The following is a 25,494-nucleotide window of genomic DNA, read 5'->3' on the forward strand; positions in this document are numbered from 1 at the left end:
GGTGAACAATCGACAGAGCGCGAGCCTCTCGGGCCGCGCTCGTTGACTATTTAAACGACGCTACCTGACCGGCTAACCCTTGATGTGGCGGCTGTCGCGGCGGCTGCCATTGTGGATCGCATTTAAACGGCAAGGCTTGGGTTTCACCCTGCTCATCGGTCACGATTTGATAAAACTGCGGCAAGTTAAAGTTGATAAAATTGGCACTGTAGCTGTAGCGGTCATGAGAGGAGGTATAGAAACGGTTTACCCCTTGCACCATCTCGGTTTTATCCCCGCTGCACTGGCGATATACTTCCACCCGATTGTTTTCGTCGAGAATATAGAGATTGTAGCCATTGGTACAATCTTCAAAGAAAAACTGTACCAAGCCTTCACTGGCGTAGGCATCAACCACTTCAGGCGGATGCACATCTTGTGGGTTGTCGACCACCATCACCGGTGTGCCGTTGACCTTGTTGGTGGAAATACAGCGATAAAAATCCACCGAGTTTTCTAACCGCTGGACTGACACGCCACGGCGCTCGAAGAACAAGCCATGGGTCTGCTTGCCGATGCGTAATGCTTTAAAGCGGCGGCGCTTTTCCTTTTCAATCGGTTTTAAGCGCAATTCAATGCACTCTGCGACCAATTGATAGACCAGATTACGAATTAAGCCACGCATCTTGCTGGAATAGCAGAACACGTCCACAGACTCTGGGGGCAGCGCGTCTTGGTGCATTTTGCCCAGCATGGTTTTCAATGCTTCCAAAATGGCATCATCGCCACGGTAATTCAGGGTCCGAACTTCATTCCACGAGTTGCGATAAACGAGATCGACACTCCCCACCAAACAAGTTTGTTCGGGACCGTAGCTGAAAATATCACTGTTTTTGAAGTCAAAACGCATCGACGGTTTTTTGTATGCCGATGTCGGGTCTTGCTCTAAATTGACAAACAGAGCGAGCTGGCGAATTTCACACGGGCTCGACAGCGCATCCAATGTCGGGCGCGGTGGGCGCAAGGAGAAGGTGTTCCGCATGTCACTGACCAGCTGATACAAGGTATCAATATCAACATCCGCATCGCGCACCACGGTGTGCAAATGGGTTGACTCCGTCAGCAAGCCGTTGAAAAACGCCCACGCCACCAGTTTGGATAAATAAGCATTGTGCTCTAGCGGCGCGCGACCAATGATATCGACCGGGTCAAGCGAGTGCTTGTACAAATACCAACCCGGCGCATTGGTGCGCCCTTCCGAGACCTGAATAAAGGTGAGATCCGATTCGTGCAAATCCGGCGAAATTTGCGGATTCAATAAGGTCACTTTACCCGGCAATTCTTCAAAGGCGGCATACAGTTTACGCGCGAGAATACTGATGTCTTGTGGGCTAATCGCGGACGTAATATCGTTGCGGCGGGCAAAGCGGATCAGGTTCCGATAGCTTTGCATCAAGGCGTCAAGCAGCTCGTTGTGCGCGTATTTTACCTCCTCGACTTTCCAGTAACGGCGGTTGTCGAGGTAGGCCAGCGCCTGTTCATCCCAGCCCCATTCACGGGTTAGCAATCGCAACACGTCACGACGCCATGCGACCGAGCCAGTCGACGGCGCCTGAGTCAATTTCTCATGGGTTTTTAGATAAAAACAACGACGTACAAGGTCAAGACGACGGGTGTCACCAATGGATTCCAAATAACGGGTGACTTTTTCCAGCATCAAATAATAGGCGTCGGACTGATACACATCGACCCAACCGGCATAGAAACGGCGTTTGCCATCCACACTCAGAAGCTGGGTGCCGGGATACTGCCATGAGTAGGCTTCGAGCAAAATCGCTTTGAGGACAGACTTATACGGTGAATCAATGCTTTTATACAGTTGCCACAAGCTTGAGCCAAAATATTCTTCGGCTGGGATGGTCGGTAGACCACCAAAGTCGACCCAATCACGACGGTCAAGGCCATGGTCAGCGACCAGCGTATCCACATAGTCCTCGTAGCACGCTTCCATCTCTGGTGGCACCATGTACCACAACAGTTTTTGGCCAGCGAGTCGCATGGAGGAGCGATAAAACTCATCCAGCAAAAGAAAATGCTGACTGGTGCCACAGTTGTCACTGGTCATCGCCTGTGACAAGTGGTGGCGAAAACGCCCCTCACAGACCACAAAGAAGTTCGCTTCTACTCCTTGGTTGAGGGCCCACTCTGAAATAGCGGTGCACTTGGCATCCAGCATCTCGCGCTGCGCCGCGCTGACGGAGGCATCCACACATACCCAAATATCGAGGTCACTGGTGAGGCTTTGTCCCATGGAGCCGGTACTGCCCATGGTATACATGCCTTTAATCGGCAGGCGCTGATCGTGCTCAAAACGCGCAGTTAGAGAGGAGAAGCGGGTGTCTGTGTGGATCAGGCAATCGGAGACAAACTGACGTTGTGTCTCATCAAGCTCGTAATCGGCAATGCCAAAGGGCACGCTGTCGTCAAAAAACCCCGGTAAAGCCGGATGGTTTAGATGTAAAAGCACTGGCAGCACATCGAAAACCGCTTGAGCCTGTCGGCTCATGGCTGACCGCGCGCGATCCATTCTCACACGGTTAAACGCCTCGATGCGTTCAGTTTGCTGTTCAACGTATGTTTGCAAGGCAATCATCCAGATTCGTTGACATCCCGGTCAACAGGTCGACGTTACTGTCTTCACCGTATCCGCCCAATTGCAGATAACAAAACGTGATCAATGTAACACTCTAGACAACTCGGGTAAAGCCAATAACCCCGATGCCTGTGTGGTGGTATCTATGCCGCACTATAGGCGATTTTTGAGACCAACATCAATCTTTTTCGCTCTACAACCTTAGTCGTAGACCAGCAAAAATGCCGTCTTTCCAAGTAACAATTTGCTGTAATAATAAGCGATTGATCACATTTTTTCACCTATATCACGACCAGCACGCCATAAATGCGCAAACGCGTCAGGAGAGATTACGTCCAGCGCAGCGCCAATGATAGGATGGGCGCCATTGTGTAAGAAGGAAAGCAAATCATGTATTCAACCCCCGTACGCATTGCGACACGCAAAAGCCCTCTGGCCTTGTGGCAGGCGGAGTTTGTTAAAGCGGCTCTTGAGCAGTCACACCCAGGTTTATCCGTCGAGCTGGTGCCGATGGTCACAAAAGGTGACGTGATTCTGGACACGCCGCTCGCCAAGATTGGCGGTAAAGGGTTGTTTATTAAAGAGCTCGAGCAAGCCATGCTCGACGGTCGCGCCGACATCGCCGTGCACTCGATGAAAGACGTTCCAGTCGAATTTCCTGAAGGACTGGGGCTGGTCACCATTTGTGAACGTGGCGACCCGCGTGACGCCTTTGTCTCTAATCATTACGACAGCATTGATGCATTGCCCGAAGGGGCGGTGGTAGGCACCTCCAGCTTACGTCGAGAATCCCAGCTTCGTGAGCGCCGCCCCGACTTGGTGGTCAATACATTGCGCGGCAATGTCGGCACGCGTCTCGGTAAACTCGACGATGGCCAATATGACGCCATCATCCTCGCAGCAGCTGGGTTAAAACGACTGGGCTTGCACGATCGCATTCGCAGCGAAATCCCGCCAGAAGTGATCTTACCCGCGGTTGGCCAAGGCGCGGTAGGGATTGAGTGTCGATTGGATGATGAACGTATTCGTACCTTGCTGGCTCCGCTGTCTGACGCCAACACCACCCAACGCGTATTGTGCGAACGGGCAATGAACAATCGCCTCGAAGGCGGCTGTCAGGTGCCGATTGGCAGTTATTCAGAAATCCAAGGCGACAAAATCTGGCTACGTGCCTTAGTCGGTGAGCCCGATGGCTCTACCATTCTGCGCGGCGAAATTACAGGACCGCTCGAGAAAGGCGAACAACTGGGCACCGATCTCGCCGAGCAACTGCTCGCCCAAGGCGCACGTCAAATCTTGGATAAGCTATATCAAGACGACGCATGACCATTGTTGTTGTTCGCCCCGAGCCGGATTGCAGCCAATTAGTCGACCAGCTTGCCCAACACAAGCTGGCGGCCTTGCCTTGCCCACTGGTTAGCTTTGCGCCGGGGCGAGGTTTACCGTCACTGCCCGCGCTACTTTCCTCTCTCCCCGCTGGCAGTGTGTTAGTGGCCGTTAGCCCCCGCGCGGTCGCATTTACCCATCAAGCTCTGCAACAACAGGGAATGGCGTGGCCGCGTCATTGTCATTATGTGGCCGTCGGTCAGCGCACGGCCAACGAATGGCAGCAGGTTACCAACCAGCCAGTACAGTATCCTGCCCGAGAAGATAGCGAAGGCATGCTCTCATTGGCGCCTTTTAACGTGATAAAAGGGAAGCAGGTGGTCATTCTTCGTGGAGAGAGCGGACGCGATATGATGGGGCAAACCTTGCAGTCGCAAGGCGGGCAAGTTCACTATTGCGAGGCCTATCTACGACAATGGGCGATTGAGCCTTTAGTATCGCAAGTAGTAAGCTGGCCACAAGACACGATTACCACCGTGGTGGTAACCAGTGGTCAACAATTAGCCCACTTTGATCAACTTATCACACTGAGCGGACAGCACTGGCTGCGCCAATGCCGTATACTGGTGCCCAGTAAAAGGATTCAAGATCAAGCGACTGCGCTCGGTTTTGACACGATTACGACCGTTGACAGCGTGGCCAATGACGCACTGGTTAACACGCTGCTGAGGTTAAGAAAAACGGGACTTTCGGATGACTGACAACAAAAACACCGACACCAAGCAAAGCAAGGCCACGACTCCCTCTTCACCAGATACGCACGCCTCGCACAATAAAGCGGCGCCTAATAAGTCTAAACCTGCCACACGCAGCCGAGGTGGACTAGTATTAGGTGCGGTTGCCATCGCCATTGCACTGGGCTCGAGTGGTTGGCTTTTCTACCACGGCCACCAACAAGCCACCGTGCTGCAAAACACGCTATCCGCGCAGCAAGCGCAGATTGCACGTCTTGAGCAAGCCCTAAATGACCAGCAACAGGCAGCAGAAAAAGCGCGGGCGCAAGTGGTTGATGACACCCAAACACGCTTAGCGCAGCAAGACAATACCTTGAAGAGCTTGCAAAAAGCGGTAGCCGAAGTGAAAGGGCGCCGTCCGAATGACTGGCTGCTTGCCGAAGCGGATTACCTTATTCGTATGGCTGGACGCAAAATTTGGCTCGAGCATGACGCGCAAAGCGCCACCGCGCTGATGGAGGCGGCCGACCATCGCATTGCCCAGCTTAACGATCCTTCTTTGATGCCCATTCGTCAGGCGATGGCCGACGATATTACGGCGCTAAAAGCAGTAAAACGTATTGATCGCGACGGCATCGTGCTGCGTTTAACCAGTATGCAACAGCAAGTCGAAACCTTACCGCTTGCCAATGCGGTGATCCCTGACGCGATTGAAACCGAAAAGCCGGTGGTGAGCGAATCGGTTAATGACTGGCAAACCAACCTCACCACCTCCGTCAAAGATTTTGTCGATAACTTTGTCACCTACCGAAAACGTGATGGCAATGTTGTCCCACTGCTGTCGCCAACGCAAAGCTACTATTTGCAAGAGAACGTCAAGAACAAGCTCGATCAAGCGATGCGCGCGGTCTATCAAGGTAATGACGCCTTGTATCATGAGGCCTTGGGTATGGCCAAAGATTGGACGCTTCGCTTTTATAACCAAGATGCGACCGTGACGGAACGCTTTGTCGAGCAAATCGATGCACTCGACCAGCAAAGAATCGGCATCGATTTACCTAACAAGCTCAAAAGCCAAGCCTTGGTCAGTGATGAAATCGACACCCGACTGCGTCGAGACATCGCGCCACTCACAGGGGGTCAGTCATGATTAAACTCCTACTGCTTGTCTTAGCGCTGGTTGCCGGTCTGCTCGTCGGTCCGGAGCTTGCTGGTCAACAAGGGTATGTGCTGATCTCTGCTGCCGAGCAGACACTTGAGATGAGTGTTACTACTCTGATTATCCTCATTATTGGATTGATTGGAGTGTTATGGGTGCTCGAGTGGGTGCTGCGCAAGCTGCTCTCGCTCAGTAGCACCGCGAGCGGTTGGTTATCAGGACGTAAACAACGCAAAGCACGCAAGCAAACCCAAACGGGATTGATGAAATTACGCGAAGGCGAATGGAAGCAAGCGGAGAAGCTATTAGCAAAAGCCCGTCCTTTCAGTGACGCGCCCATGCATAATTTACTGGCCGCTGCCGAAGCCGCGCAGCAGCGTCAAGATCTTCATGCCAGGGATCAGTACCTCCAGCAAGCCGCCGACCTTAACGCCAACAGCTTGGCACTTGCCCTGACCCGTGCACAACTACACAGCCAAAGCGGTCAGTACGAAGAAGCACTGGCGTCATTGCGTGCCATTAAGCGCCAACACCCTCGAAACCCGGTGATGCTATCCCTGCTTAAAGACACCTATATTCAACTGGAAGATTGGTCGGCATTATTGAATTTGCTGCCCACGCTGAAAAAAGCTCAGCTTCTCGATGGGACGCAATTGGAAGCACTCAGTGAGCGTGCGGAACTCGGTGTCATGGCACACATTGCCAGCCAACAAGGCACTGAGGGGCTGCTAACCCACTGGAATCGACTCTCGAAAACCAAACGCAGCCAACCCGCTCTATTGGTGGGGCTGGTACACCACTTAGTGGCGCGCAACGCGGATTCTGAAGCCTATATTCTACTGCGAGAAGCCTTGAAAAAACGTCCGGAAGACAGCCTGATTGCGCTGCTCCCCAGCTTAAAGCTGCCTGACATTCATCTCGCCGTGGTCATGCTCGAAGAGCTCCTCAGGTACGACTCTCGTAATCCTGTCACCCATAGCGCGTTAGGACAGTTGCTGATGCAACAAGGGAAATGGCAAGACGCACGTAGCCACTTTGAGAAAGCCCTCGAGTATCGTGCGGACGTGACCGACTACGCATATCTCGCCGATGTATTGGATAAGCTCAATCAAGGAAAAGCGGCCAGCGATGTCTCTCGCACCGCACTCAAACTTGCGCTACCCGAGCAACCGCCTGCCGCTTAATCGTGGAAAATGAGACACAAGCAAACGAAAACGCCCCGCTTCAAGCGGGGCGTTTGTTATTTTTCATCCGAGCGTCAACGCTTTTTGCACAATACGTTTAACGCCGCATCGGCATTACGTGTCACCACTTTCCCAGTGCGGGCATCCACGCCCATTGCTCCTTGCACCCAATAAGGTAAACGCATAGGCAACTGATCGGTGGCCTTAGATACCGCGGTCAAATCAGCTTGGCTTGCCAGCATCATGCCCTCTTTTTGGCACCGTGCCATCGCGCCTGCATAGTCAATACGCAACCAATTGATATCCTTTTCCACATATTGCTGATCACCATCTTCCGGCTCAGGCAAGCCAAAATGATTCAGGTTAATGGTGGACGCACTAGCTGGCATGGTTGATTTTGCCATTGTCGATGAGGACGTCACAGACTTCGCCTGCGTCGCTAAAGGGGGTAAGCGAATCACGGCCGGTTCCGATAATGGCTGGCGTGTTTGACGCATAACAGCCTTTTGGGTGGGTCCGAACTGGCGCACACGCTGCAACACCAAACGGGCCACGTCAGGATTATCATACGGACCAATCAGGCAACGCCCTCGCCCATCACGGAGATGCACCTGAAACGGCAAGTCTGGCAACCCTTGACGCAGCGACTGGAAAAACGCGCGCGATGGTACACCTTCCGTTGCCCCGCACTGGATCCAAAACGCATGGCTGTTTGGGTCAAGCGCTTGGTTGCCCCATAATCCTTCACCAATATCGCACTGCTCACCAATAATGGGCCAGCCTTGTTGGTGGTCAATCACCGCACACGGCGTTTGCGCCGCATTCACTGGCGCACTGATCGCCCATGTTGCTACGGCACTGACCGCAAGACGTCGCAACCACCTCATGATTTGCTCTCCTGAAAACCGAATGTTGTCAGCTTAAGCAAAGTGACGCGGCGACTCAAGCGAGCGCTGCTCAGCCTGTTAGCTTCCAACAAAAATGGCTGCAAACGCAGCCATTTTATTCACCCTTTATAGATTTTGGGGTTGAAGACATCCCGCAGCCAATCGCCCAGCAAGTTGATGACTAATACCAGTAAGACCAGTACGATGCCAGGAAAGGCAGTGATCCACCACGACCCCGAGAAGATATAGTTAAATCCGATACTGATCAGTGAGCCCAATGACGGCTGATCGACCGGCATGCCCAAACCCAAAAAGGATAGCGCTGCTTCCGACATAATCGCGTTAGCGACCTGCACCGTCGAAATCACCAAAATGGGCGAAAGACAGTTGGGCAAAATATGGCGGAACATGATCCGCGGGGAGCGAAAGCCCATCACTCGCGCCGCTTCGACGTACTCTTTCTTCTTTTCAGCAAGCACAGATGCACGAATGGTGCGGGCATACTGTGGCCATTCCGCCACTCCGATAATCACCACCAGCATTAAGATGGCATATTGGCTGTAAAACTCACTGCCAAAGCTGGCTTTAAAAATGGCCGAGACAATGATCGCCACCATCATGGTCGAGAACGATAACTGAATATCGGCAATTCGCATGAAAAAGCTGTCGATTCGTCCACCAAAATAGCCCGCACTGAGCCCAATCACAGTACCCAATAGGAGCTGTAAACCAACCGCACACAGACCAATGGTCAGGGAGATACGCAGACCATAAATCATGGTCGATAAAATATCGCGCCCTTGGTTATCCGTCCCTAATAGGAAACGCGGATCGCTCCACTCCATCCATGCCGGGGGTAATTCTGAGTCCATAATATCAATCATGGTCAGATCGTAAGGATTGGTCGGCGCAATAAGCGGGGCAAATAGCGCCAATAAGACGAACAGGACAAAGACGGTAAAACTCGCCATCGCGACTTTGTCACGCTTAAAGTGATAGAGAAAATCTGAGGCTAAAAAGCGCTGCCAACGGTTTGGCTGAGTGGTTGTTTGTGTCATTGCCTATGCCTCCTTACCTGTAAGATTGACCGTTGGGTTGATAAGGCCATAGAGCAGATCAACAAAGGTATTCGTGATCACAAATATCAAGCCGACAAAAATTACATAAGCGGTGATCAGTGGCGTATCCACACGGTTAATCGCTTCAAGGAAAAGAAAGCCCGTGCCAGGCCATTGGAAGACAGTTTCCGTCAAAATGGTATAGGCAATCATGGTACCAATTTGTACCCCACCGACGGTGACAACGGGCAACATGGTATTTTTTAACGCGTGCTGGTAGTACACCTTCTTCTGGGGCAATCCTTTGGCACGCGCAAACTTCACGTATTCAGTGCCAAGCGCTTCCAGCATTTCAGATCGCACTAAGCGAATAAACAGCGGTAACATGATCGATGCCAGCGAGACCGCGGGCAGCACTAAGTGCGCCAAGCCATCCAAGGTGAAAAAGCCGGACTCCCAACCAAGCCAATTGGCCGTTTCACCTCGCCCATAGGACGGCAACCAACCTAACTCAATCGAGAACACATACATCAACATGATGGCGGTTAAGAAAACAGGTATCGAGATCCCCACAATACTGAAGCCCATGATGACTTTGGTGAGAATGCTATTGGGATGAATGGCAGAATACACCCCAAGTGGGATCGACACGACAACGATAATTAACGCCGCCCCAGCGACGAGCTCCAGTGTCGCTACCAGCTTATCTAAAATCACGTCCACCACGGGACGTTTAAAGAAGTACGAATTTCCCAAGTCGCCCTGTACCGCTTTGCCGATAAAACGGGTGTACTTGGTAATAAAGGGATCGTTAAGTCCCATCTCATCGCGCAGCGCGTTACGCTCCGCTTCTGATACTGATTGCCCCACCAGCTCCCGCAAGGGGTCGCCGAGGTTGTCCTGGATAGCAAACGCCACCAGACTGATCACAAACATCACTACCAGTGCCTGAACCAGACGTTTGACTAAAAACGTTACCATGTTTGCCTCTAAGCGATTGGAGATGAAGGGGCCTTATCAGGCCCCCTTTTACACCCTTACTCGACGACCAAATCGCCGAAATAAGGGAAGTTCATACCGTTAACAATCGGTTTGATGTTGACGTTATTTTTGGCGGCCCATGATGGATCCTGCCAGTGCAGAGGAAGGAAAGCAGCGTCGTCATACAGGATCTTCTCGACTTTTTGCAGCATGGCACTGCGCTTCTCGAGATCGGTCTCTGAATTCGCCGCCGTGACCAGTTTGTCGACTTCACTGTTTGAGTAGTGACCACAGTTGTACTGGCCCTTACCTGTGTCCGCATTGCGGGTCATGGTCAAGAACTCGGTAAAGTTGGCGGAGTCTTCCGTATCTGGGTGCCAGCCGATCATTTGCATGCCCGCTTCACACTTATCAAACTCTGGCCAGTATTGCGCTTTTGGCATGGTTTGCAGATCGACCTTAATCCCAATCTTCGCCATCATCGCCGCAACCGCTTGAGCGATTTTTTCATCGTTCACATAACGGTTATTCGGCGCAATCATGGTGATCGAGAAGCCATCTGGGTAACCCGCCTCTTCCATCAGCTTTTTCGCTTTGGCCAAGTCATAACGCGGCTCTAGATCAGCATTGTAGCCTGCATACCCGACGGGGCTTTGCTGGCTAGCTGGCGTGGCGGCACCTTTCATGATTTTTTGCGCGATACCTTCGTTATTGACCGCATAAGCAACCGCTTGACGAACACGCGGGTCTTTAAACTCATCAACAACACTTTGGTTCATTTGGAAAGTGATCACGCGCGTCCCTGGCATGGTCACCAACTGCAAGTTATCAGAGCGTTCGATACGGCGGTAATCATTCGGTGACACCGGCGCAATCATATCCACATCACCTGACAACAAGGCAGCGACGCGGGTGGCGTCTTCTTTAATTGGGCGTAAGGTGATGTTGTCGACATTGCCTTCGCTTTCTGTGTCCCAGTAGTTTTCGTTGCGCTTAAATTCCACGACAACGCCTTGCTCACGCTCGGTAACCACGTAAGGACCGGTCCCTGACAGGTGTGTTGACGCATAGGTTGAGCCATTTTTCTTCAGCTCTGCTTTGTCACGCCCGTCTTCGGTTTTACCACTGTAGTATTTGCTGTCCATTGGGAAGACATAGGTCATCACGTTTTCAACCAATGGGTAGGTGCCATCCGTGATCACGTCTACCGTATGCGCATCGACTTTTTTAATATCAACAATCGGGGTGAAGATCCCTTTGAAGTCTGGCGAGGATTTGAGGCGCTTGAACGTCCATACGACATCATCAGCAGTAAATGGGTTACCAGAGTGGAACGTCACACCTTCACGCAGATTAAAGCGCACCGTTTTGTTATCCATGCGCTCCCAAGAGGTCGCGAGGCGTGGCTCAAAGTCCATCTCTTGGGTGAAACGGACTAGCGGATCAAAGACCATATGAGAAAGCTGCAACGTGCCACCAGACAGTTGCTCATGCGGGTCAAGTGAGACAGGATCCGCATCGTAAGCAATAGTGATATCCGCAGCGGCTGCGCTAAAGCTTAGGCCTGCGGCCATCAGCGCCACGGCAATCTTGCTCTTCATTGTTTTCATTTGCATAGCTCCTTTATGCGTAGGGGAGTGTCCCCTGCTGTGTTTGCATCGGTAATCAATTGCGGCCATCTGGCCGCGACGGCACAGGCTAACTATGCCGTTTGCAAACCTTCCGTGCTCATTCCCTTAAATTCCGGCATCAATGAAATCAGCTTGCGGCTGTATTCATGCTGAGGATCGGTAAATAGTTGCTCGGTCGGTGCCACTTCCAACAGCTGACCCTTGCGCATCACACCAATGCGATCACACATTTGTCGAATAACTGGCAAATCGTGACTGATAAACAGCATGGTGAGATTGAGCTCGTCTTGTAGGTCTTTAAGCAGGTTTAGAATTTGGGCCTGCACCGACACATCCAGCGCCGACGTAGGTTCATCACAAATCAATAAGCGCGGGCGCGTTGCCAGTGCGCGGGCAATTGAAATCCGCTGACGTTGACCACCAGAGAACTCGTGAGGGTATTTGATCCCCGCGCCACGTCCTAATCCAACATAATCCAATAAATCCCCCACGATCTGACGGATCTGAGACTCATTGTCTGCCAAGCGGTGGAAGCGAATAGGCTCAGCGATAATGTCATAGATTTTCATCCGCGGATTCATCGACGAATACGGGTTCTGAAACACCATCTGCATTTGACGACGAATCGGCCGTCGCGCCCGTTCGCTCTTAATCGCGGTGAGATCAATGCCTTCAAAAATGATTTGTCCGGTATTGGGCGGATACAGCCCCGTAATCGCACGGGCAATGGTCGACTTACCCGACCCTGACTCGCCCACCAGCCCGAAGGTTTCACCTTCGACAATATCGAAGCTGACATGATCAGACGCTTGAACATATTCGCGGCGGCTGGCAAATAACGAATCTTTGGTAACAAAACGCAGCGATACGTCTTTGACTTGCAATAACGGTCCGGTATAAGCGCGTTGATCTTGGCTTTGCCCCAGCCAATGGTTTTTAATATCCAGCTCGACGGTTTCGCCAGCTTCTTCGATATAGTTAACCAGTGGAAAGCGATCCAGCTTGATATCTGAGCGTGGTACCGCCGAAATCAGACTTTGCGTGTAAGGATGTTGTGGCTCACCGAGTACTTGTCGGGTGGTGCCAATTTCCACCAAATCACCGCGATACATCACCGCAACGCGATCAGTGACATTCGCGACCACACCCATATCATGGGTCACCAACATACAGCCGACGTTTTTCTGCTGACACAAGTCACGGATGAGCGTCAGGATTTGGTCCTGTATTGATACGTCCAATGCAGTGGTAGGCTCATCGGCAATGATTAAATCGGGTTCACCGGCTAGGGCGATAGCAATCACCACACGCTGACGCATGCCGCCAGAGAATTGGTGGGGGTACTGTTTGATGCGGATTTCTGGATCTGGAATCCCCACTTGCTCCATTAAGGTCAACGCCCGCTGATAGGCTTGCTGCTGAGTCACATTTAAATTGGTAAGAATGGTTTCAGTCAGCTGCTGCTCCACCGTGAACAGTGGGTTTAACGATGTCATGGGGTCTTGGAAGATAAAGCCAATCTTATCCCCACGAACCTTGCGCATCTCATTGGGCGTCAGACCAGAAATCTTTTTGCCATCGAGGTACACATCGCCGCTGGCTATCCGTCCCGGTGGGCTAAGTAAGTCAATCACCGCGTTGCCAACCGTCGACTTACCCGCGCCGGACTCACCGACCACACCAACGATCTCGCCGCGTTCAATGGTAAATGACAGTGATTTCACTGCCGCATGAACGCCATGACGAGACGGATACTCTATTCGTAGGTTATTTACTTCTAGCAGTGCCATTTATCATCCTTGGCATCGTCGAATGTGACGATGTACTCCTTGTCCAGACTGAGCCCTGTTCAACCGATACCCAGTAAAAAATAGGGGGATTCCAATCTGGCAAACATTTCACAAAAAATCAACAACACAGCAGGATATGCCATAATCCTGCTTAAGGGTCGAATAATCATTCACAGTCATTCTCTGTAAACTCACACCAAAAGATACAAAACACATTTCATATCAGTGAAATACAGACTCATTACCGTGTCACAGTTGTAAAACAAATTACGCATAAGATAAAGCCTAACCTGTTAACACTCATCAAACACTGCCAGTGCTTTACCCTGATATTAACGGCGTAAATTGTTATCTATTTTATCAATAACAAAAATAGCAGTGTTTTACCCTGTTTAATCTAAGGTATAGCAGCAGTATCGCGTAGCCGCTGATATCGGGCAGATTCAGGGTTTTTTCTGTGTGGGATTCTTGATTAAGCTCTAATTTCTGACTTTTTCTTCATGAAGCCGCATCATCGCGACAAAAAATAAATAGGCAGGCAAGGTAGGTAAATCAGACAGGGGTCTATACAGACGCACCTATCATGATAAGCAGACCTAGAAACGAAAAAACCCCAGCCGTTAGGCTAGGGTTTGAATGGTAGTCGGTGAAGAGGAATTCGATGGGGCGGCCTTCCGCGCGACCGGGCTTCCGGCCCCCGACCCGCTATCCCAAACGAACAGGTAAAAACGAAAAAACCCCAGCCGTTAGGCTGGGGTTTGAATAGTGGTCGGTGAAGAGGGATTCGAACCCCCGACCCTCTGGTCCCAAACCAGATGCGCTACCAAACTGCGCTATTCACCGACATTTTCGCTTTTAGCGGGAATAATGGGGTGGCTGACGGGACTTGAACCCGCGACAACTGGAATCACAATCCAGGGCTCTACCAACTGAGCTACAGCCACCACTGATTTTTTGCCATCTATTTCTATCCCGGAATGGCGCGCCCGACAGGATTTGAACCTGTGACCTTTGGCTCCGGAGGCCAACGCTCTATCCAACTGAGCTACGGGCGCTTGCCCCGTTGGCGGTGACGAATATTACGGATATCGTTACCAGCCGTCTAGCACTTTTTTTAATTTTTTTACTGACTGGTCTCTTTTTGGACAAATTGCGTAGAAATCGTCAGTTAGGTCTCTACTATAACGGTTTAACGTAACAATCTAAAGCGCTATAATCACCTAATCTTTACACGGGGTTAACCTACCCTGTTTGGGTGAGCCCGTAGAGAAATATGAATGTCGCGGCCGAATCACGTCTTCATTGATTCACCCTTTGAGGTTGGCGACAAAATAAGACGAAAAAGGCGTAAGCCACCAGTAATGTGGGAGTGTCATTGTGAGCGCAAAGGGAAAGAGTCTACGTCATATCATGGTTGCCTCTGTGGCTGCCTTCATGTTTGCTTCAGCCGCACAGGCGCTTGAAGTCTCAGAGAGTGAAAAATCCGCCATTGCCGAGCGCATTGCCCCAGTGGGTGATGTATACCTTGACGGTCAAGCCCCGGTCGAAACGGCTGCCGCTGAACCGACGGGTCCGCGTACCGGCGATCAGGTTTATAATACCTACTGCACTGCGTGCCACAGCACAGGCGCAGCAGGCGCACCAAAAACCGGTGACGCCGCCGCTTGGGGACCTCGTGTCGATAAAGGCATGGAAACCCTCACCAAACACGCTATCAATGGCTTTAATGCGATGCCTGCTAAAGGCACCTGTATGGACTGCTCTGACGACGAGATCGTTGCCGCGATTGAGCACATGCTAGACGCACTCTAAGACGGAATGGTTATTACGTTCGACTGAGTGATAAGAGGCGCCGTATCAACGGCGCTTATTTATTTTGGTTTAACATCGCTTTTAGGTTCGCGATCGCGGCTTGTCCCTTCTCCATGCGCTCTTGTTGTGAAACGGGCTTCTTGTTCGCCTCCCATTCCACATCCTCAAACGGCAATTCGTCAAGAAAACGGCTGTGCTGCGGTTTTATCAATTCACCAAATTGGCGACGCTCTTTACACACCACAAAAGTCAGCGCTTTTTGTGCCCGCGTGATCCCCACGTACGCCAAACGCCGCTCTTCATCGATATTGTCTTCGTCGATGCTCGACTGGTGAGGCAACAAACCTTCTTCCATGCCAATCATATATACATAGGGAAATTCGAGCCCCTTAGACGCATGTAAGGTCATCAGCTGTACTTGATCGGCATCATCATCGTCTTCGCCTCGCTCCATCATGTCGCGCAGCGTAAGGCGCTGAACCACTTCTCGTAAACTGCGCTCGACATTATCCGGGTTGTCACCCTCTAAGTCAGCCACTATCCAGCTGTAGAGATCCGAGACATTTTTCATCCGCATTTCCGCCATTTTGGGGCTGGATGAGGTCTCATATAGCCAGTCTTCGTAATGGGTATCGCGCAATAACGCCCGTACTGCGGCAACTGTATCGCCACGTTCAGCCTGATCGGACAATTCAACAATCCAACGTGTGAACGCCTGTAACGAGGCCAACCCTCGGCCCGACAAATGCTGTGTCAGCCCCAACTCGAAGCTCGCCGCAAACAAGCTTTTGCCTCGCTGGTTTGCGTAGCTACCCAGTTTTTCCAACGTGACAGGGCCGATTTCGCGTCGCGGGGTATTCACAATACGTAAAAAGGCGTTGTCATCGTCTTGGTTGGTCAGCAAGCGCAAATAAGCCATGATGTCTTTAATCTCTGCGCGAGCAAAAAAGGAGGTGCCGCCCGATATTTTATAAGGGATGCGGTTTTGCATCAGCGCTTTTTCGATTAAACGCGATTGGTGGTTTCCGCGATAAAGGATGGCGTAATCTTTGTATTGGGTACGTCCGAGAAAACGATGGCCTATCAGCTCGCCGACCACGCGCTCGGCTTCATGTTCTTCATTTTTCGCCGTCAATACCTTTAGCATGTCCCCATCAGGTAATGCTGAGAAAAGCGTTTTTTCAAAAACATGCGGATTATTGGCAATCAAGATGTTGGCCGCGCGGAGGATGCGACTGGTTGAGCGGTAGTTTTGCTCCAATTTCACCACATGCAAGCGAGGAAAGTCTTGCTGCAGGTAAACGAGATTTTTCGGCTGGGCGCCTCGCCATGAGTAAATCGACTGATCGTCATCCCCAACCACCGTAAAGCGCGCACGCTCGCCCACCAGCAGTTTTACCAACTGATACTGGCTGGTATTGGTATCTTGATACTCATCCACGAGCAGGTAACGAATGCGTGCTTGCCAGCGCTCCCGAACCGCTTGATTCTGACTAAGTAACGCCACCGGCATCAATATCAAGTCATCAAAATCCAACGCATTGTACGCCCGCATTTGTTTTTGATAACGCGCATAGCAGGCAGCGAATAGCTGATCGCGCTCACCTTGCGCCTGCGCCAGTGCCTCATCAGGCCCCAGCATCGCATTTTTCCAATTCGAGATGGTATGCACTAATTGACGCAGCAAATCTTTGTCATTATCCAGCTCATCTTCGGTCAAAGTTTTGAGCAACGCTAATTGGTCTTGGTCATCAAAGAGAGAAAAGCCCGCCTTGAGCCCCAAGGTTTTGTATTCTCGTCGAATGATATTCAGACCCAGAGTGTGGAAGGTTGACACCATCAGGCCGCGCGACTCTTGTTTACCGAGCGTTTGCGCGACACGTTCTTTCATTTCTCGCGCTGCTTTGTTGGTAAAGGTTACCGCCGCGATATGACGCGCTTTATATCCACATTGTTGCACCAAATAGGCGATCTTGTGGGTAATAACACGTGTTTTTCCTGAACCAGCACCCGCTAAAACCAAGCAAGGACCGGAAATATGGCGCACCGCATCAGACTGCGCGGGGTTAAGTTTCATGGTGACAACGCCTCTTTTTAACCTGAGTTGGCATTGTAGAGGGAAACACTCACATGTCTATCTTACCGCGCGATTGTCGCAAAGATTGACTACACTTTGCCCTTGTCATTCGTGCAAAAATCCGACTAAAATGAATGAACGTTCATTCACTATTGATACCATGCACAGTATGGATAAACGCACCCAAATTTTGTCAGCCACTGAGCAACTCATTGCGACACGTGGGCTCGATAAAGTCTCGATGCAGCAAGTCGCCAAGCATGCTGGCGTAGCAGCTGGCACCATTTATCGCTATTTCGATGACAAGGATGACTTACTCCGTCAATTATCGGCGCATCTGATGATGCAATGCGCGACACACATTCAACATGGGGTTAAGGATGAACCAACACTGCGCGACCAATTTGAACGCCTATGGCGCAATACGTGGCACATGATGTTACAGCGCGACCATCTCCTGTTATCACGTGATCAATTCGAAGCACTACCACGTGATGACCATGCACACACTCAGCAGGAACGCATTGCATTTGCTGATCTTTATCATGTGATTCAACAAGGTAAAGACCAAGGGCTATTCAAACCCATGAACGATGAAGTTTTGATCGCTCTCGGGCTAGAACCGGCGGTTTGTTTAGCTCGCAAACAGGTTCGGGGTGTTATAACCCTGAGCGATGATACTATCGCAGATGCAATTCGCGCTTGCTGGGATGCAATTTCTCTTCACTAACGACGTTCGGAGCTAACTTCGATGAAAAAATGGTTTTTTGTCATGCTGATCCTTGCACTGCTGCTGTTTGGCAGTGTGATTGGCTTTAACCTGTTCAAGCAGCAAAAGATAGCGGAATACATGGCAAATATGCCGGAACCAACCCATCCGGTCACGGCCGTGACGGTTGCTGCTGAGCCATGGACCCCCACCATCGACGCTATTGGTTTTATCGAGCCAAATCAAGGGATTACCCTAACCACGCAAATTGCAGGGGTGGTCGATGTGATCAATTTTGAATCAGGCCAAACCGTCGAGCGTGGGCAAAACCTGGTCGAGCTCGACTCGAGTGTTGAAAAAGCCAACCTCGCCAGCACTCAAGCGCGCCTGCCTGCAGCGGAAGCAAAATTTAAACGCTATCAAGGTCTGTTTGCCAAAGGCTCCATTTCCAAAGAAGCACTCGATGAAGCCGAGGCGAATTATCGTTCGTTACAAGCGGATATCGCGGCGCTGAAAGCCACCATCGCCCGTCGTAATATCCAAGCGCCGTTTGATGGGGTTATTGGTCTGCGTAATGTCTTTATGGGTGAATATTTGCAGCCAGGTACCGATATTGCTCGTTTAGAAGATACCTCTGTAATGAAGCTTCGCTTTACCGTGCCACAAACGGACATTGCTAAAATCCGTCTCAGTCAGCCACTGCGTATCACCGTTGATGCGTATCCAGAAATGGAATTTATCGGCTCAATTAGTGCTATCGAGCCAGCCGTCAACAGTCAAAGCGGCCTGATTAAAGTGGAGGCCAACATTCCCAACAACGATGGGCAACTACGCTCAGGGATGTTTGCCCGTGCAGACATCATTTTGCCCACCATTGAAGATCAAATCGTGATTGACCAAACCGCGATTAACTTCACTTTGTATGGCGAAAGTGTTTATGTGATCCGTGAAGAAGATGGCGAAAAGCGTGCTTATCAGCAAGTGCTTAAAGTGGGCGAGCGTCGTGGCCACCAAGTCCGAATCATTGATGGTCTCGCACCTGGCGATCTCGTGGTAACGTCCGGCCAAGTGCGCTTGAGCAACGGTTCAAAAGTGAAAATCGTCGAAAATGACGCTCTCACACCACCAGAACAATTACCTCAATTGTAAGACGAGGATGTGATGCGCTTTACTGATATTTTTATCCGGCGCCCAGTACTGGCAGCCTCAATCAGTATACTGATTGCGCTGCTAGGCTTGCAGTCGCTTTTTAAGATGCAAGTCAGGGAATACCCGGAGATGACCAATACCGTGGTCACCATCACAACCAGCTACTATGGTGCCAGTGCTGATTTGATTCAGGGGTTTATCACCACCCCACTCGAACAGGCAGTCGCCCAAGCTGACAATATTGACTTTATGACCTCAGAATCGGTGCTGGGGACCTCGACGATTACCGTCAACATGAAGCTAAACACAGATCCGAATGCGGCACTGGCGGATATTCTTGCCAAGGTCAATTCGGTACGTGCGCAGCTTCCGACTGAGGCAGAAGACCCCTCAGTATCGATGTCGACGGGTTCAACCACTGCGGTGATGTACATCGGCTTTACCTCACCGGAGCTCGATTCAAGCCAGATCACTGATTACCTCGAACGGGTCGTGAAGCCTCAGCTGTTTACCGTGAATGGGGTGTCGAAAATCGACTTATACGGCGGGGTGAAATACGGTCTACGTGTTTGGCTGGATCCTCAGAAAATGGCCGGGTTTAACCTAACGGCCACGGATGTCATGTCGGTACTGAGTGCCAATAACTACCAGTCCGCCACCGGTCAAGCTATCGGTACCTATATGGTTTATAACGGTAGCGCCGACACCCAGGTGTCGACCCCAGAGGAGCTCCGTAACTTGGTGGTCGAAACCCAAGAGGGTCGCGTGGTGCGCCTTGGGGATATTGCCAAAGTCTCGCTAGAGAAAAGCCACGATCGCTACCGTGCCATTGCGAATGGCTCAGAGGCAGTGGTCGCGGCGGTCAATGCCGCGCCTACCGCCAACCCCATTAATATTGCCGAAGACGTGATTGCAATGCTCCCAGAAATCGAGCGCAACATGCCGGGCAATATCCAAATGAACGTACTGTATGACTCCACCAAAGCGATTAACGAGTCCATCCATGAGGTAGTAAAAACCATCATTGAAGCGGCCATTATCGTACTGGTGGTGATTACCTTGTTCTTGGGCTCATTCCGCGCCGTTATCATCCCAATCATCACCATTCCATTGTCCTTGATTGGTGTGGCCTTGGTCATGGAGATGATTGGCTTCTCGCTGAACTTGATGACGCTACTGGCGATGGTATTGGCCATCGGCTTGGTGGTTGACGATGCGATCGTGGTACTCGAAAACATCGACCGGCATATTAAGCTAGGTGAATCGCCTTTCCGTGCGGCCATTATTGGTACGCGAGAAATTGCCGTGCCGGTTATCTCAATGACACTGACATTGGCGGCTGTGTATGCCCCTATCGCCATGATGGGCGGGATCACCGGCTCATTGTTTAAGGAGTTTGCGCTAACACTTGCCGGGGCCGTGTTTGTCTCTGGGATTGTGGCACTGACCCTCTCGCCAGTGATGTGTTCATCGATGCTAAAAGCCCACGCAAAGCCTAGCCGTTTTGAGTTGACAGTCCATCGCCTCTTAGACGGTATGACAGAGCGCTACGCGGGCATGCTGGATAAGGTGATGCAACGTCGTCCGGTTATCTTGTCTTTCGCGGTGATCGTGTTTGCGTCGTTGCCCGTTCTGTTCAGCTTTATCCCCAGCGAGCTTGCGCCTTCAGAGGATAAAGGGGTGGTCGTGATGATGGGTACTGCCCCCTCGACCGCAAACTTGGATTACATCCAAAACACCATGGCAGAAGTGAACCAAAAGCTCGACGAACAACCAGAGGTGGCCTTCTCTCAGGTCTTCTCTGGCGTACCTAAGTCGAATCAGGCATTTGGTATTGCTTCTCTGGTGCCATGGAGTGAGCGTGAAGCCAGCCAGTCAGAAATCGTGAAGCGCATGGCCGAGGAAGTGAAAGACATTCCGGGCATGAACGTCACAACCTTTGAGATGCCAGAGCTCCCCGGCGCCTCGTCTGGCTTGCCAATCCAGTTCGTGGTGACGACGCCGAATAACTTTGAAAGTCTCTATCAGGTGACGGCTGAAATCATGTCAGAGGTTCAATCAAGTCCGAATTTCGTCTATTCGGAGCTGAACCTTAACTTTGACTCGGCCACTATGAACATCAGCATTGATAAAGACAAGGCGGGCTCTTACGGCGTAACCATGCAAGACATCGGTGCCACCATTGGCACCATGATGGCGGATGGCTATGTGAATCGTATCGACTTTGATGGACGCTCTTATGAAGTGATCCCACAAGTTGAGCGTAAATATCGCCTCAACCCTGAGTCTATCGAAGGTTATTACGTACGCGCGGCAAATGGTGAGTCGATTCCACTCGGTTCGCTGATTGATATCGACATTACCGCAGAGCCTCGTTCACTGCCGCATTTCAACCAATTGAATGCCGCTACAATCAGTGCAGTGGCAGCGCCTGGCGTGACCATGGGAACTGCTGTTGACTGGTTTGAAAGCAAAGCTGCAGAGTTGCCTAAGGGCTATCAACACGATTACCTCGGTGAATCTCGCCAATACGTCACAGAAGGTAGCGCACTCTATGCCACCTTCTTGTTCGCCTTAGCGATCATTTATCTGGTCCTTGCGATTCAGTTTGAATCCTTGCTCGACCCACTGGTGATCTTGGTCTCTGTACCGCTCGCCATTTGTGGTGCATTAATTGCGCTCGCATGGGGGCTGTCGTCGATGAATATCTACTCGCAAGTCGGGTTGATCACCTTGATAGGTCTGATTACCAAACACGGTATTTTGATCTGTGAGGTGGCCAAAGAGCAGCAGCTGCATCATCAAGCCAGTCGGATGGATGCGGTCAAAGAAGCGGCTAAAATTCGCTTGCGCCCGATCTTAATGACCACTGCAGCAATGATTGCTGGCCTGATCCCTCTGATGTTCGCGACCGGCGCAGGTGCCGAGCAACGCTTTAGCATCGGGATTGTGATCGTGGCAGGTCTTGCTATCGGTACCTTGTTTACCCTATTCGTTTTGCCAGTGATTTACACCTATCTGGCCAGCAAACACAAACCACTGCCTGTGTTTGTCGAAGACGATGAGCTCGACAAGCTCGATAAAGACTATCACGCGTCACACTAATTAAAGGGCCTTCGGGCCCTTCTCTTTTGTCATCTTTCGACAAGCTGCCCGTATTTACATAGAATAAAGGCAGTTAATGAAGGAGTATTCCATGTTTGACCCCAAAAAACTTGAGCAAGTGGCCAAGCAAATTCACGACGCCATGCCTCAGCCTGTCAAAGAGTTAGGCACGGATATGGAAAGCCGTGTGCGCCAAGCCATTCAAGGCCAGTTGACCAAGCTCGACGTGGTAAGCCGTGAAGAGTTTGATGTGCAGACCCAGGTGCTACTACGCACCCGTCAAAAGTTGACCGAGCTTGAAGCCAAGCTTGCAGAGATGGAAAAAAAGCTCAACCAAGACACTGATGCCTAAATCCATCATTAAAAAAGCCTGACCACTGGCCAGGCTTTCATCTCATACTGTGTCGTTAGTGGTTATTAATTGCGATTTGCTTCATATCAGTCATATAGCCTCGCAATTCCTCACCGATATACTCAATCGGGTGGTTACGGATACGATCATTGACCTCGATTAAGGTGGCGTTGTCGACCTGGTTAGAGGTTTCTCCGAGTCCTTTACCAATCACATCAGCCCCCACTGTTGGCATAAAGTGTTCGCGCAGTAGCGGTGTTGCGACGTTTGCAAATAAGTAGTTGCCGTACTCAGCCGTATCTGAAATGACCACGTTCATTTCATAAAGACGCTTACGCGCGATGGTGTTGGCAATCAAAGGTAATTCATGCAATGACTCGTAATACGCTGACTCTTCGATAATGCCGGATGACACCATAACTTCAAAAGCAAGCTCGACCCCTGCACGCACCATAGCAACCATCAAAATACCGTTATCAAAGAACTCTTGCTCACTGATGCTTACATCCGACTCGGGATAGTTTTCAAACGCGGTCTGTGCCGTTTCTTCACGCCATGTGAACAAGTCTTTATCGCCGTTTTCCCAATCGGCCATCATGGTCGCGGAGAAATGGCCAGAAATGATGTCATCCATATGTTTGTTATATAGAGGACGCATCAGTTCTTTAAGCGACTCCGACAGTTCAAAGGCTTTGATTTTCGCTGGGTTGGACAAGCGATCCATCATGTGGGTGATGCCCCCGAACTTCAGCGCTTCCGTAATGGTTTCCCAGCCGTACTGAATAAGCTTACCCGCATAACCTGGCTCAACACCCTCTGCGATCATTTTCTCGTAGCAAACGATGGATCCGGCCTGCAGCATGCCACACAAAATAGTTTGCTCACCCATCAGATCGGATTTCACTTCTGCTACGAATGAGGAGGCGAGTACGCCAGCACGGTGACCACCGGTTGCAGCGGCCCATGCTTTCGCAATCTCAAAGCCTTCGCCTTTAGGATCATTTTCTGGGTGAACGGCAATCAGCGTCGGAACACCAAAGCCGCGTTTGTATTCTTCACGCACCTCGGTGCCCGGGCACTTTGGCGCCACCATAACCACAGTAATGTCTTCACGGATACGCTGACCGACTTCGACAATATTAAAGCCATGTGAGTAACCGAGTGCAGCGCCCTCTTTCATCAGTGGCATCACGGTTTCAACCACGTTGGAGTGCTGTTTATCTGGCGTAAGATTAATCACCAAGTCTGCCTGTGGGATCAAATCTTGGTAGCTGCCCACTTCAAATCCATTTTCGACCGCGTTCTGATAAGAAGGCCGTTTTTCATCAATAGCAGCCTGACGTAGTGCATAAGCCACATCAAGACCCGAGTCACGCATGTTTAAGCCTTGGTTGAGCCCTTGTGCACCACAGCCCACAATCACCACTTTTTTACCTTTGAGAAATTCGGCCTCGGTGGCAAATTCATCACGATCCATAAATCGGCATACGCCTAATTGTTCCAATTGTTGACGTAAATTCAGGGTATTAAAGTAGTTCGCCATGGGGTGCTCCATTGATTCAAATCCGTGATTGGGTGTGTTTTCACCGCGTATTTTTGATACTACCCTAACCACTATATTGCCTAAAGTGATATATTCACAACATAACATTGCAGTTACAGCAACAATAAATTATGAATGCAAAGCAACTCACAGGCTTTCTCCACCTCTGTGACACCAAAAGCTATACCCGAGCCGCACAAGCAATGCACGTCAGCCCTTCTGCGCTGAGCCGAATCATCCAACGTCTCGAAGAAGATATTGGTCAGCCTTTGTTTATTCGCACCAATAAAGCGGTCGATCTCACCCCAGCAGGTAAAACGCTGCTTCCCGTCGCACGCGATATCCTGCAGCTTTGGCACACCACTAAAGCCAGTATCAATGAACATGCCTCTTTGCTCGGCGGTAAGCTCACGCTCTTTTGTTCAGTCACGGCAAGCTATAGCCATTTACCTGAGCTCCTCGCGCGCTTTCGTCAACAATACCCAAATATCGAGCTACAACTGCTAACCGGCGACCCCGCTCAAGCAGAAGAGAAGGTGCAAGACAATAGTGCCGACATTGCCATTGCCGCTAAACCCAAACGCTTGTCATCCAGCTTAGTGTTTCAACCAATTGATACAGTCAGTTTGTCGGTTATCGCACCGGCAATGGCCAGCAGTGGCATTGACCTACAAGCCATTGACTGGCAGCACACACCATTAATCTTGCCCGAAGCAGGGACAGCGCGCGAACTCGCTGATCAATGGTTGACCGGTAAAGGTATCGAGCCAAACGTCTACGCACAAATAGCCGGCCATGAGGCGATTGTCAGTATGGTGGCATTGGGCTGTGGTATTGGTGTCGCGCCAGATGTGGTGATTGATAACAGCCCAGTAAAAGACAAGGTTGAGCGATTACGCCAAGAAATTGTGCAACCTCTCGAACTAGGCCTTTGTTGTAAAGCTTCCCGCGCAAAAGAACCTTTACTCAACGCTCTACTCGATGTCATGCGATAAACACAAAAAGCCCCAACACAATGATGCCGGTGCTTAAACGCAAAAAACCCCAGCTTTTCAGCTAGGGTTTCTAAATAGTGGCGGAGTGGACGGGAGTCAACGCGCACTGCAAGTGCCGCGACCAAGACGTCTGGCTCAGGGGAGCTTAAATGCAAAAAACCCCAGCTTCTCAGCTAGGGTTTCTAAAGTAGTGGCGGAGTGGACGGGACTCGAACCCGCGACCCCCGGCGTGACAGGCCGGTATTCTAACCAACTGAACTACCACTCCGCACCAATTCTGTATGACTAAAGACTTATATCTCTTTGCTTTAATCAATTGTATTCAAAGCCTGGCGATGTCCTACTCTCACATGGGGAGACCCCACACTAC

The 25,494-nt window shown here is 50.8% G+C and carries 18 protein-coding genes and 4 tRNA genes; 10 read left to right on the plus strand and 12 right to left on the minus strand.

Annotated elements, in window-relative coordinates:
• Positions 1 to 46: 46 nt before the first annotated feature.
• Positions 47 to 2,632 (minus strand): class I adenylate cyclase, encoded by a 2,586-nt coding sequence (locus BZG84_RS08925; RefSeq protein ID WP_077479950.1) that lies wholly within the window; start codon positions 2,630 to 2,632, stop codon positions 47 to 49.
• Positions 2,633 to 3,022: 390 nt separating this feature from the next.
• Between BZG84_RS08925 and hemC the strand changes: the two genes are divergently transcribed.
• From hemC to BZG84_RS08945, 4 genes are read left to right on the plus strand one after another with little or no spacing between them, the layout of a single operon-like run.
• Positions 3,023 to 3,958, plus strand: coding sequence for a hydroxymethylbilane synthase (gene hemC, locus BZG84_RS08930; RefSeq protein ID WP_069590307.1), 936 nt, complete (start codon positions 3,023 to 3,025; stop codon positions 3,956 to 3,958).
• A complete protein-coding gene (locus BZG84_RS08935) occupies positions 3,955 to 4,719 on the plus strand; it encodes a uroporphyrinogen-III synthase (RefSeq protein ID WP_077479951.1) in 765 nt (254 codons plus the stop codon). Before hemC ends, BZG84_RS08935 begins: the two co-directional genes overlap by 4 nt.
• Entirely contained in the window at positions 4,712 to 5,842 is a 1,131-nt protein-coding gene (locus BZG84_RS08940; RefSeq protein WP_077479952.1) for a uroporphyrinogen-III C-methyltransferase, read from the plus strand. The genes BZG84_RS08935 and BZG84_RS08940 overlap by 8 nt, the downstream gene beginning before the upstream one ends.
• Positions 5,839 to 7,035 (plus strand): heme biosynthesis HemY N-terminal domain-containing protein, encoded by a 1,197-nt coding sequence (locus BZG84_RS08945; RefSeq protein ID WP_077479953.1) that lies wholly within the window; start codon positions 5,839 to 5,841, stop codon positions 7,033 to 7,035. Before BZG84_RS08940 ends, BZG84_RS08945 begins: the two co-directional genes overlap by 4 nt.
• Before the next feature lie 74 nt (positions 7,036 to 7,109).
• Here the strand turns inward: BZG84_RS08945 and BZG84_RS08950 are convergent, their stop codons facing one another.
• The 8 genes from BZG84_RS08950 to BZG84_RS08985 all read right to left on the minus strand — a co-directional run bounded on the left by BZG84_RS08950 (position 7,110) and on the right by BZG84_RS08985 (position 14,437).
• Positions 7,110 to 7,922, minus strand: a complete 813-nt coding sequence (locus BZG84_RS08950) for a hypothetical protein (protein ID WP_077678146.1) — start codon at positions 7,920 to 7,922, stop codon at positions 7,110 to 7,112.
• A gap of 119 nt (positions 7,923 to 8,041) precedes the next feature.
• Positions 8,042 to 8,980 carry an ABC transporter permease gene (locus tag BZG84_RS08955; protein WP_069590317.1) on the minus strand — a complete coding sequence of 313 codons (939 nt, stop codon included), beginning with the start codon at positions 8,978 to 8,980 and terminating at the stop codon, positions 8,042 to 8,044.
• A gap of 3 nt (positions 8,981 to 8,983) precedes the next feature.
• Positions 8,984 to 9,961 carry an ABC transporter permease gene (locus BZG84_RS08960; protein WP_077479955.1) on the minus strand — a complete coding sequence of 326 codons (978 nt, stop codon included), beginning with the start codon at positions 9,959 to 9,961 and terminating at the stop codon, positions 8,984 to 8,986.
• Positions 9,962 to 10,017: 56 nt separating this feature from the next.
• The gene (locus tag BZG84_RS08965; protein WP_077678147.1) at positions 10,018 to 11,571 is read right to left on the minus strand and encodes an ABC transporter substrate-binding protein; all 1,554 of its coding nucleotides are present in this window, start codon (positions 11,569 to 11,571) and stop codon (positions 10,018 to 10,020) included.
• A gap of 92 nt (positions 11,572 to 11,663) precedes the next feature.
• Positions 11,664 to 13,382, minus strand: a complete 1,719-nt coding sequence (locus tag BZG84_RS08970) for an ABC transporter ATP-binding protein (protein ID WP_077479957.1) — start codon at positions 13,380 to 13,382, stop codon at positions 11,664 to 11,666.
• A gap of 766 nt (positions 13,383 to 14,148) precedes the next feature.
• Positions 14,149 to 14,225, minus strand: a tRNA-Pro gene (locus BZG84_RS08975).
• Between the two features lie 25 nt (positions 14,226 to 14,250).
• Positions 14,251 to 14,326 (minus strand) — tRNA-His (locus BZG84_RS08980).
• Positions 14,327 to 14,360: 34 nt separating this feature from the next.
• A tRNA-Arg gene (locus BZG84_RS08985) sits at positions 14,361 to 14,437 on the minus strand.
• Positions 14,438 to 14,759: 322 nt separating this feature from the next.
• Here BZG84_RS08985 and BZG84_RS08990 point away from each other — a divergent pair.
• Positions 14,760 to 15,194, plus strand: coding sequence for a c-type cytochrome (locus BZG84_RS08990; RefSeq protein WP_069590326.1), 435 nt, complete (start codon positions 14,760 to 14,762; stop codon positions 15,192 to 15,194).
• Between the two features lie 55 nt (positions 15,195 to 15,249).
• Here the strand turns inward: BZG84_RS08990 and rep are convergent, their stop codons facing one another.
• A complete protein-coding gene (gene rep, locus BZG84_RS08995) occupies positions 15,250 to 17,271 on the minus strand; it encodes a DNA helicase Rep (protein ID WP_077479958.1) in 2,022 nt (673 codons plus the stop codon).
• A gap of 130 nt (positions 17,272 to 17,401) precedes the next feature.
• On the opposite strand from rep, the gene BZG84_RS09000 reads away from it, so the two are divergent.
• The 4 genes from BZG84_RS09000 to ubiK all read left to right on the plus strand — a co-directional run bounded on the left by BZG84_RS09000 (position 17,402) and on the right by ubiK (position 22,586).
• Entirely contained in the window at positions 17,402 to 18,001 is a 600-nt protein-coding gene (locus tag BZG84_RS09000; RefSeq protein ID WP_232112113.1) for a TetR/AcrR family transcriptional regulator, read from the plus strand.
• Between the two features lie 21 nt (positions 18,002 to 18,022).
• Positions 18,023 to 19,129, plus strand: coding sequence for an efflux RND transporter periplasmic adaptor subunit (locus tag BZG84_RS09005; RefSeq protein WP_077479960.1), 1,107 nt, complete (start codon positions 18,023 to 18,025; stop codon positions 19,127 to 19,129).
• A gap of 12 nt (positions 19,130 to 19,141) precedes the next feature.
• Positions 19,142 to 22,234, plus strand: coding sequence for a multidrug efflux RND transporter permease subunit (locus BZG84_RS09010; protein WP_077663235.1), 3,093 nt, complete (start codon positions 19,142 to 19,144; stop codon positions 22,232 to 22,234).
• A 91-nt stretch (positions 22,235 to 22,325) separates the two neighbouring features.
• A complete protein-coding gene (ubiK, locus tag BZG84_RS09015) occupies positions 22,326 to 22,586 on the plus strand; it encodes a ubiquinone biosynthesis accessory factor UbiK (RefSeq protein ID WP_069590334.1) in 261 nt (86 codons plus the stop codon).
• A 55-nt stretch (positions 22,587 to 22,641) separates the two neighbouring features.
• Here ubiK and ilvC read toward each other — a convergent pair whose 3' ends face one another.
• Positions 22,642 to 24,129 carry a ketol-acid reductoisomerase gene (gene ilvC, locus BZG84_RS09020; RefSeq protein ID WP_069590337.1) on the minus strand — a complete coding sequence of 496 codons (1,488 nt, stop codon included), beginning with the start codon at positions 24,127 to 24,129 and terminating at the stop codon, positions 22,642 to 22,644.
• Positions 24,130 to 24,260: 131 nt separating this feature from the next.
• Here ilvC and ilvY point away from each other — a divergent pair, with 131 nt between their 5' ends.
• Complete coding sequence (gene ilvY / locus BZG84_RS09025; RefSeq protein ID WP_077479963.1) at positions 24,261 to 25,124, plus strand: HTH-type transcriptional activator IlvY; 864 nt, start codon at positions 24,261 to 24,263, stop codon at positions 25,122 to 25,124.
• A gap of 191 nt (positions 25,125 to 25,315) precedes the next feature.
• On the opposite strand, the gene BZG84_RS09030 is transcribed toward ilvY, so the two are convergent.
• Positions 25,316 to 25,392: transfer RNA gene (locus BZG84_RS09030), tRNA-Asp, on the minus strand.
• Positions 25,393 to 25,494: the final 102 nt, after the last annotated feature.

It is taken from the genome of Salinivibrio sp. PR932, from assembly GCF_001996125.1.
Taxonomy (GTDB): Bacteria; Pseudomonadota; Gammaproteobacteria; order Enterobacterales; family Vibrionaceae; genus Salinivibrio; species Salinivibrio proteolyticus.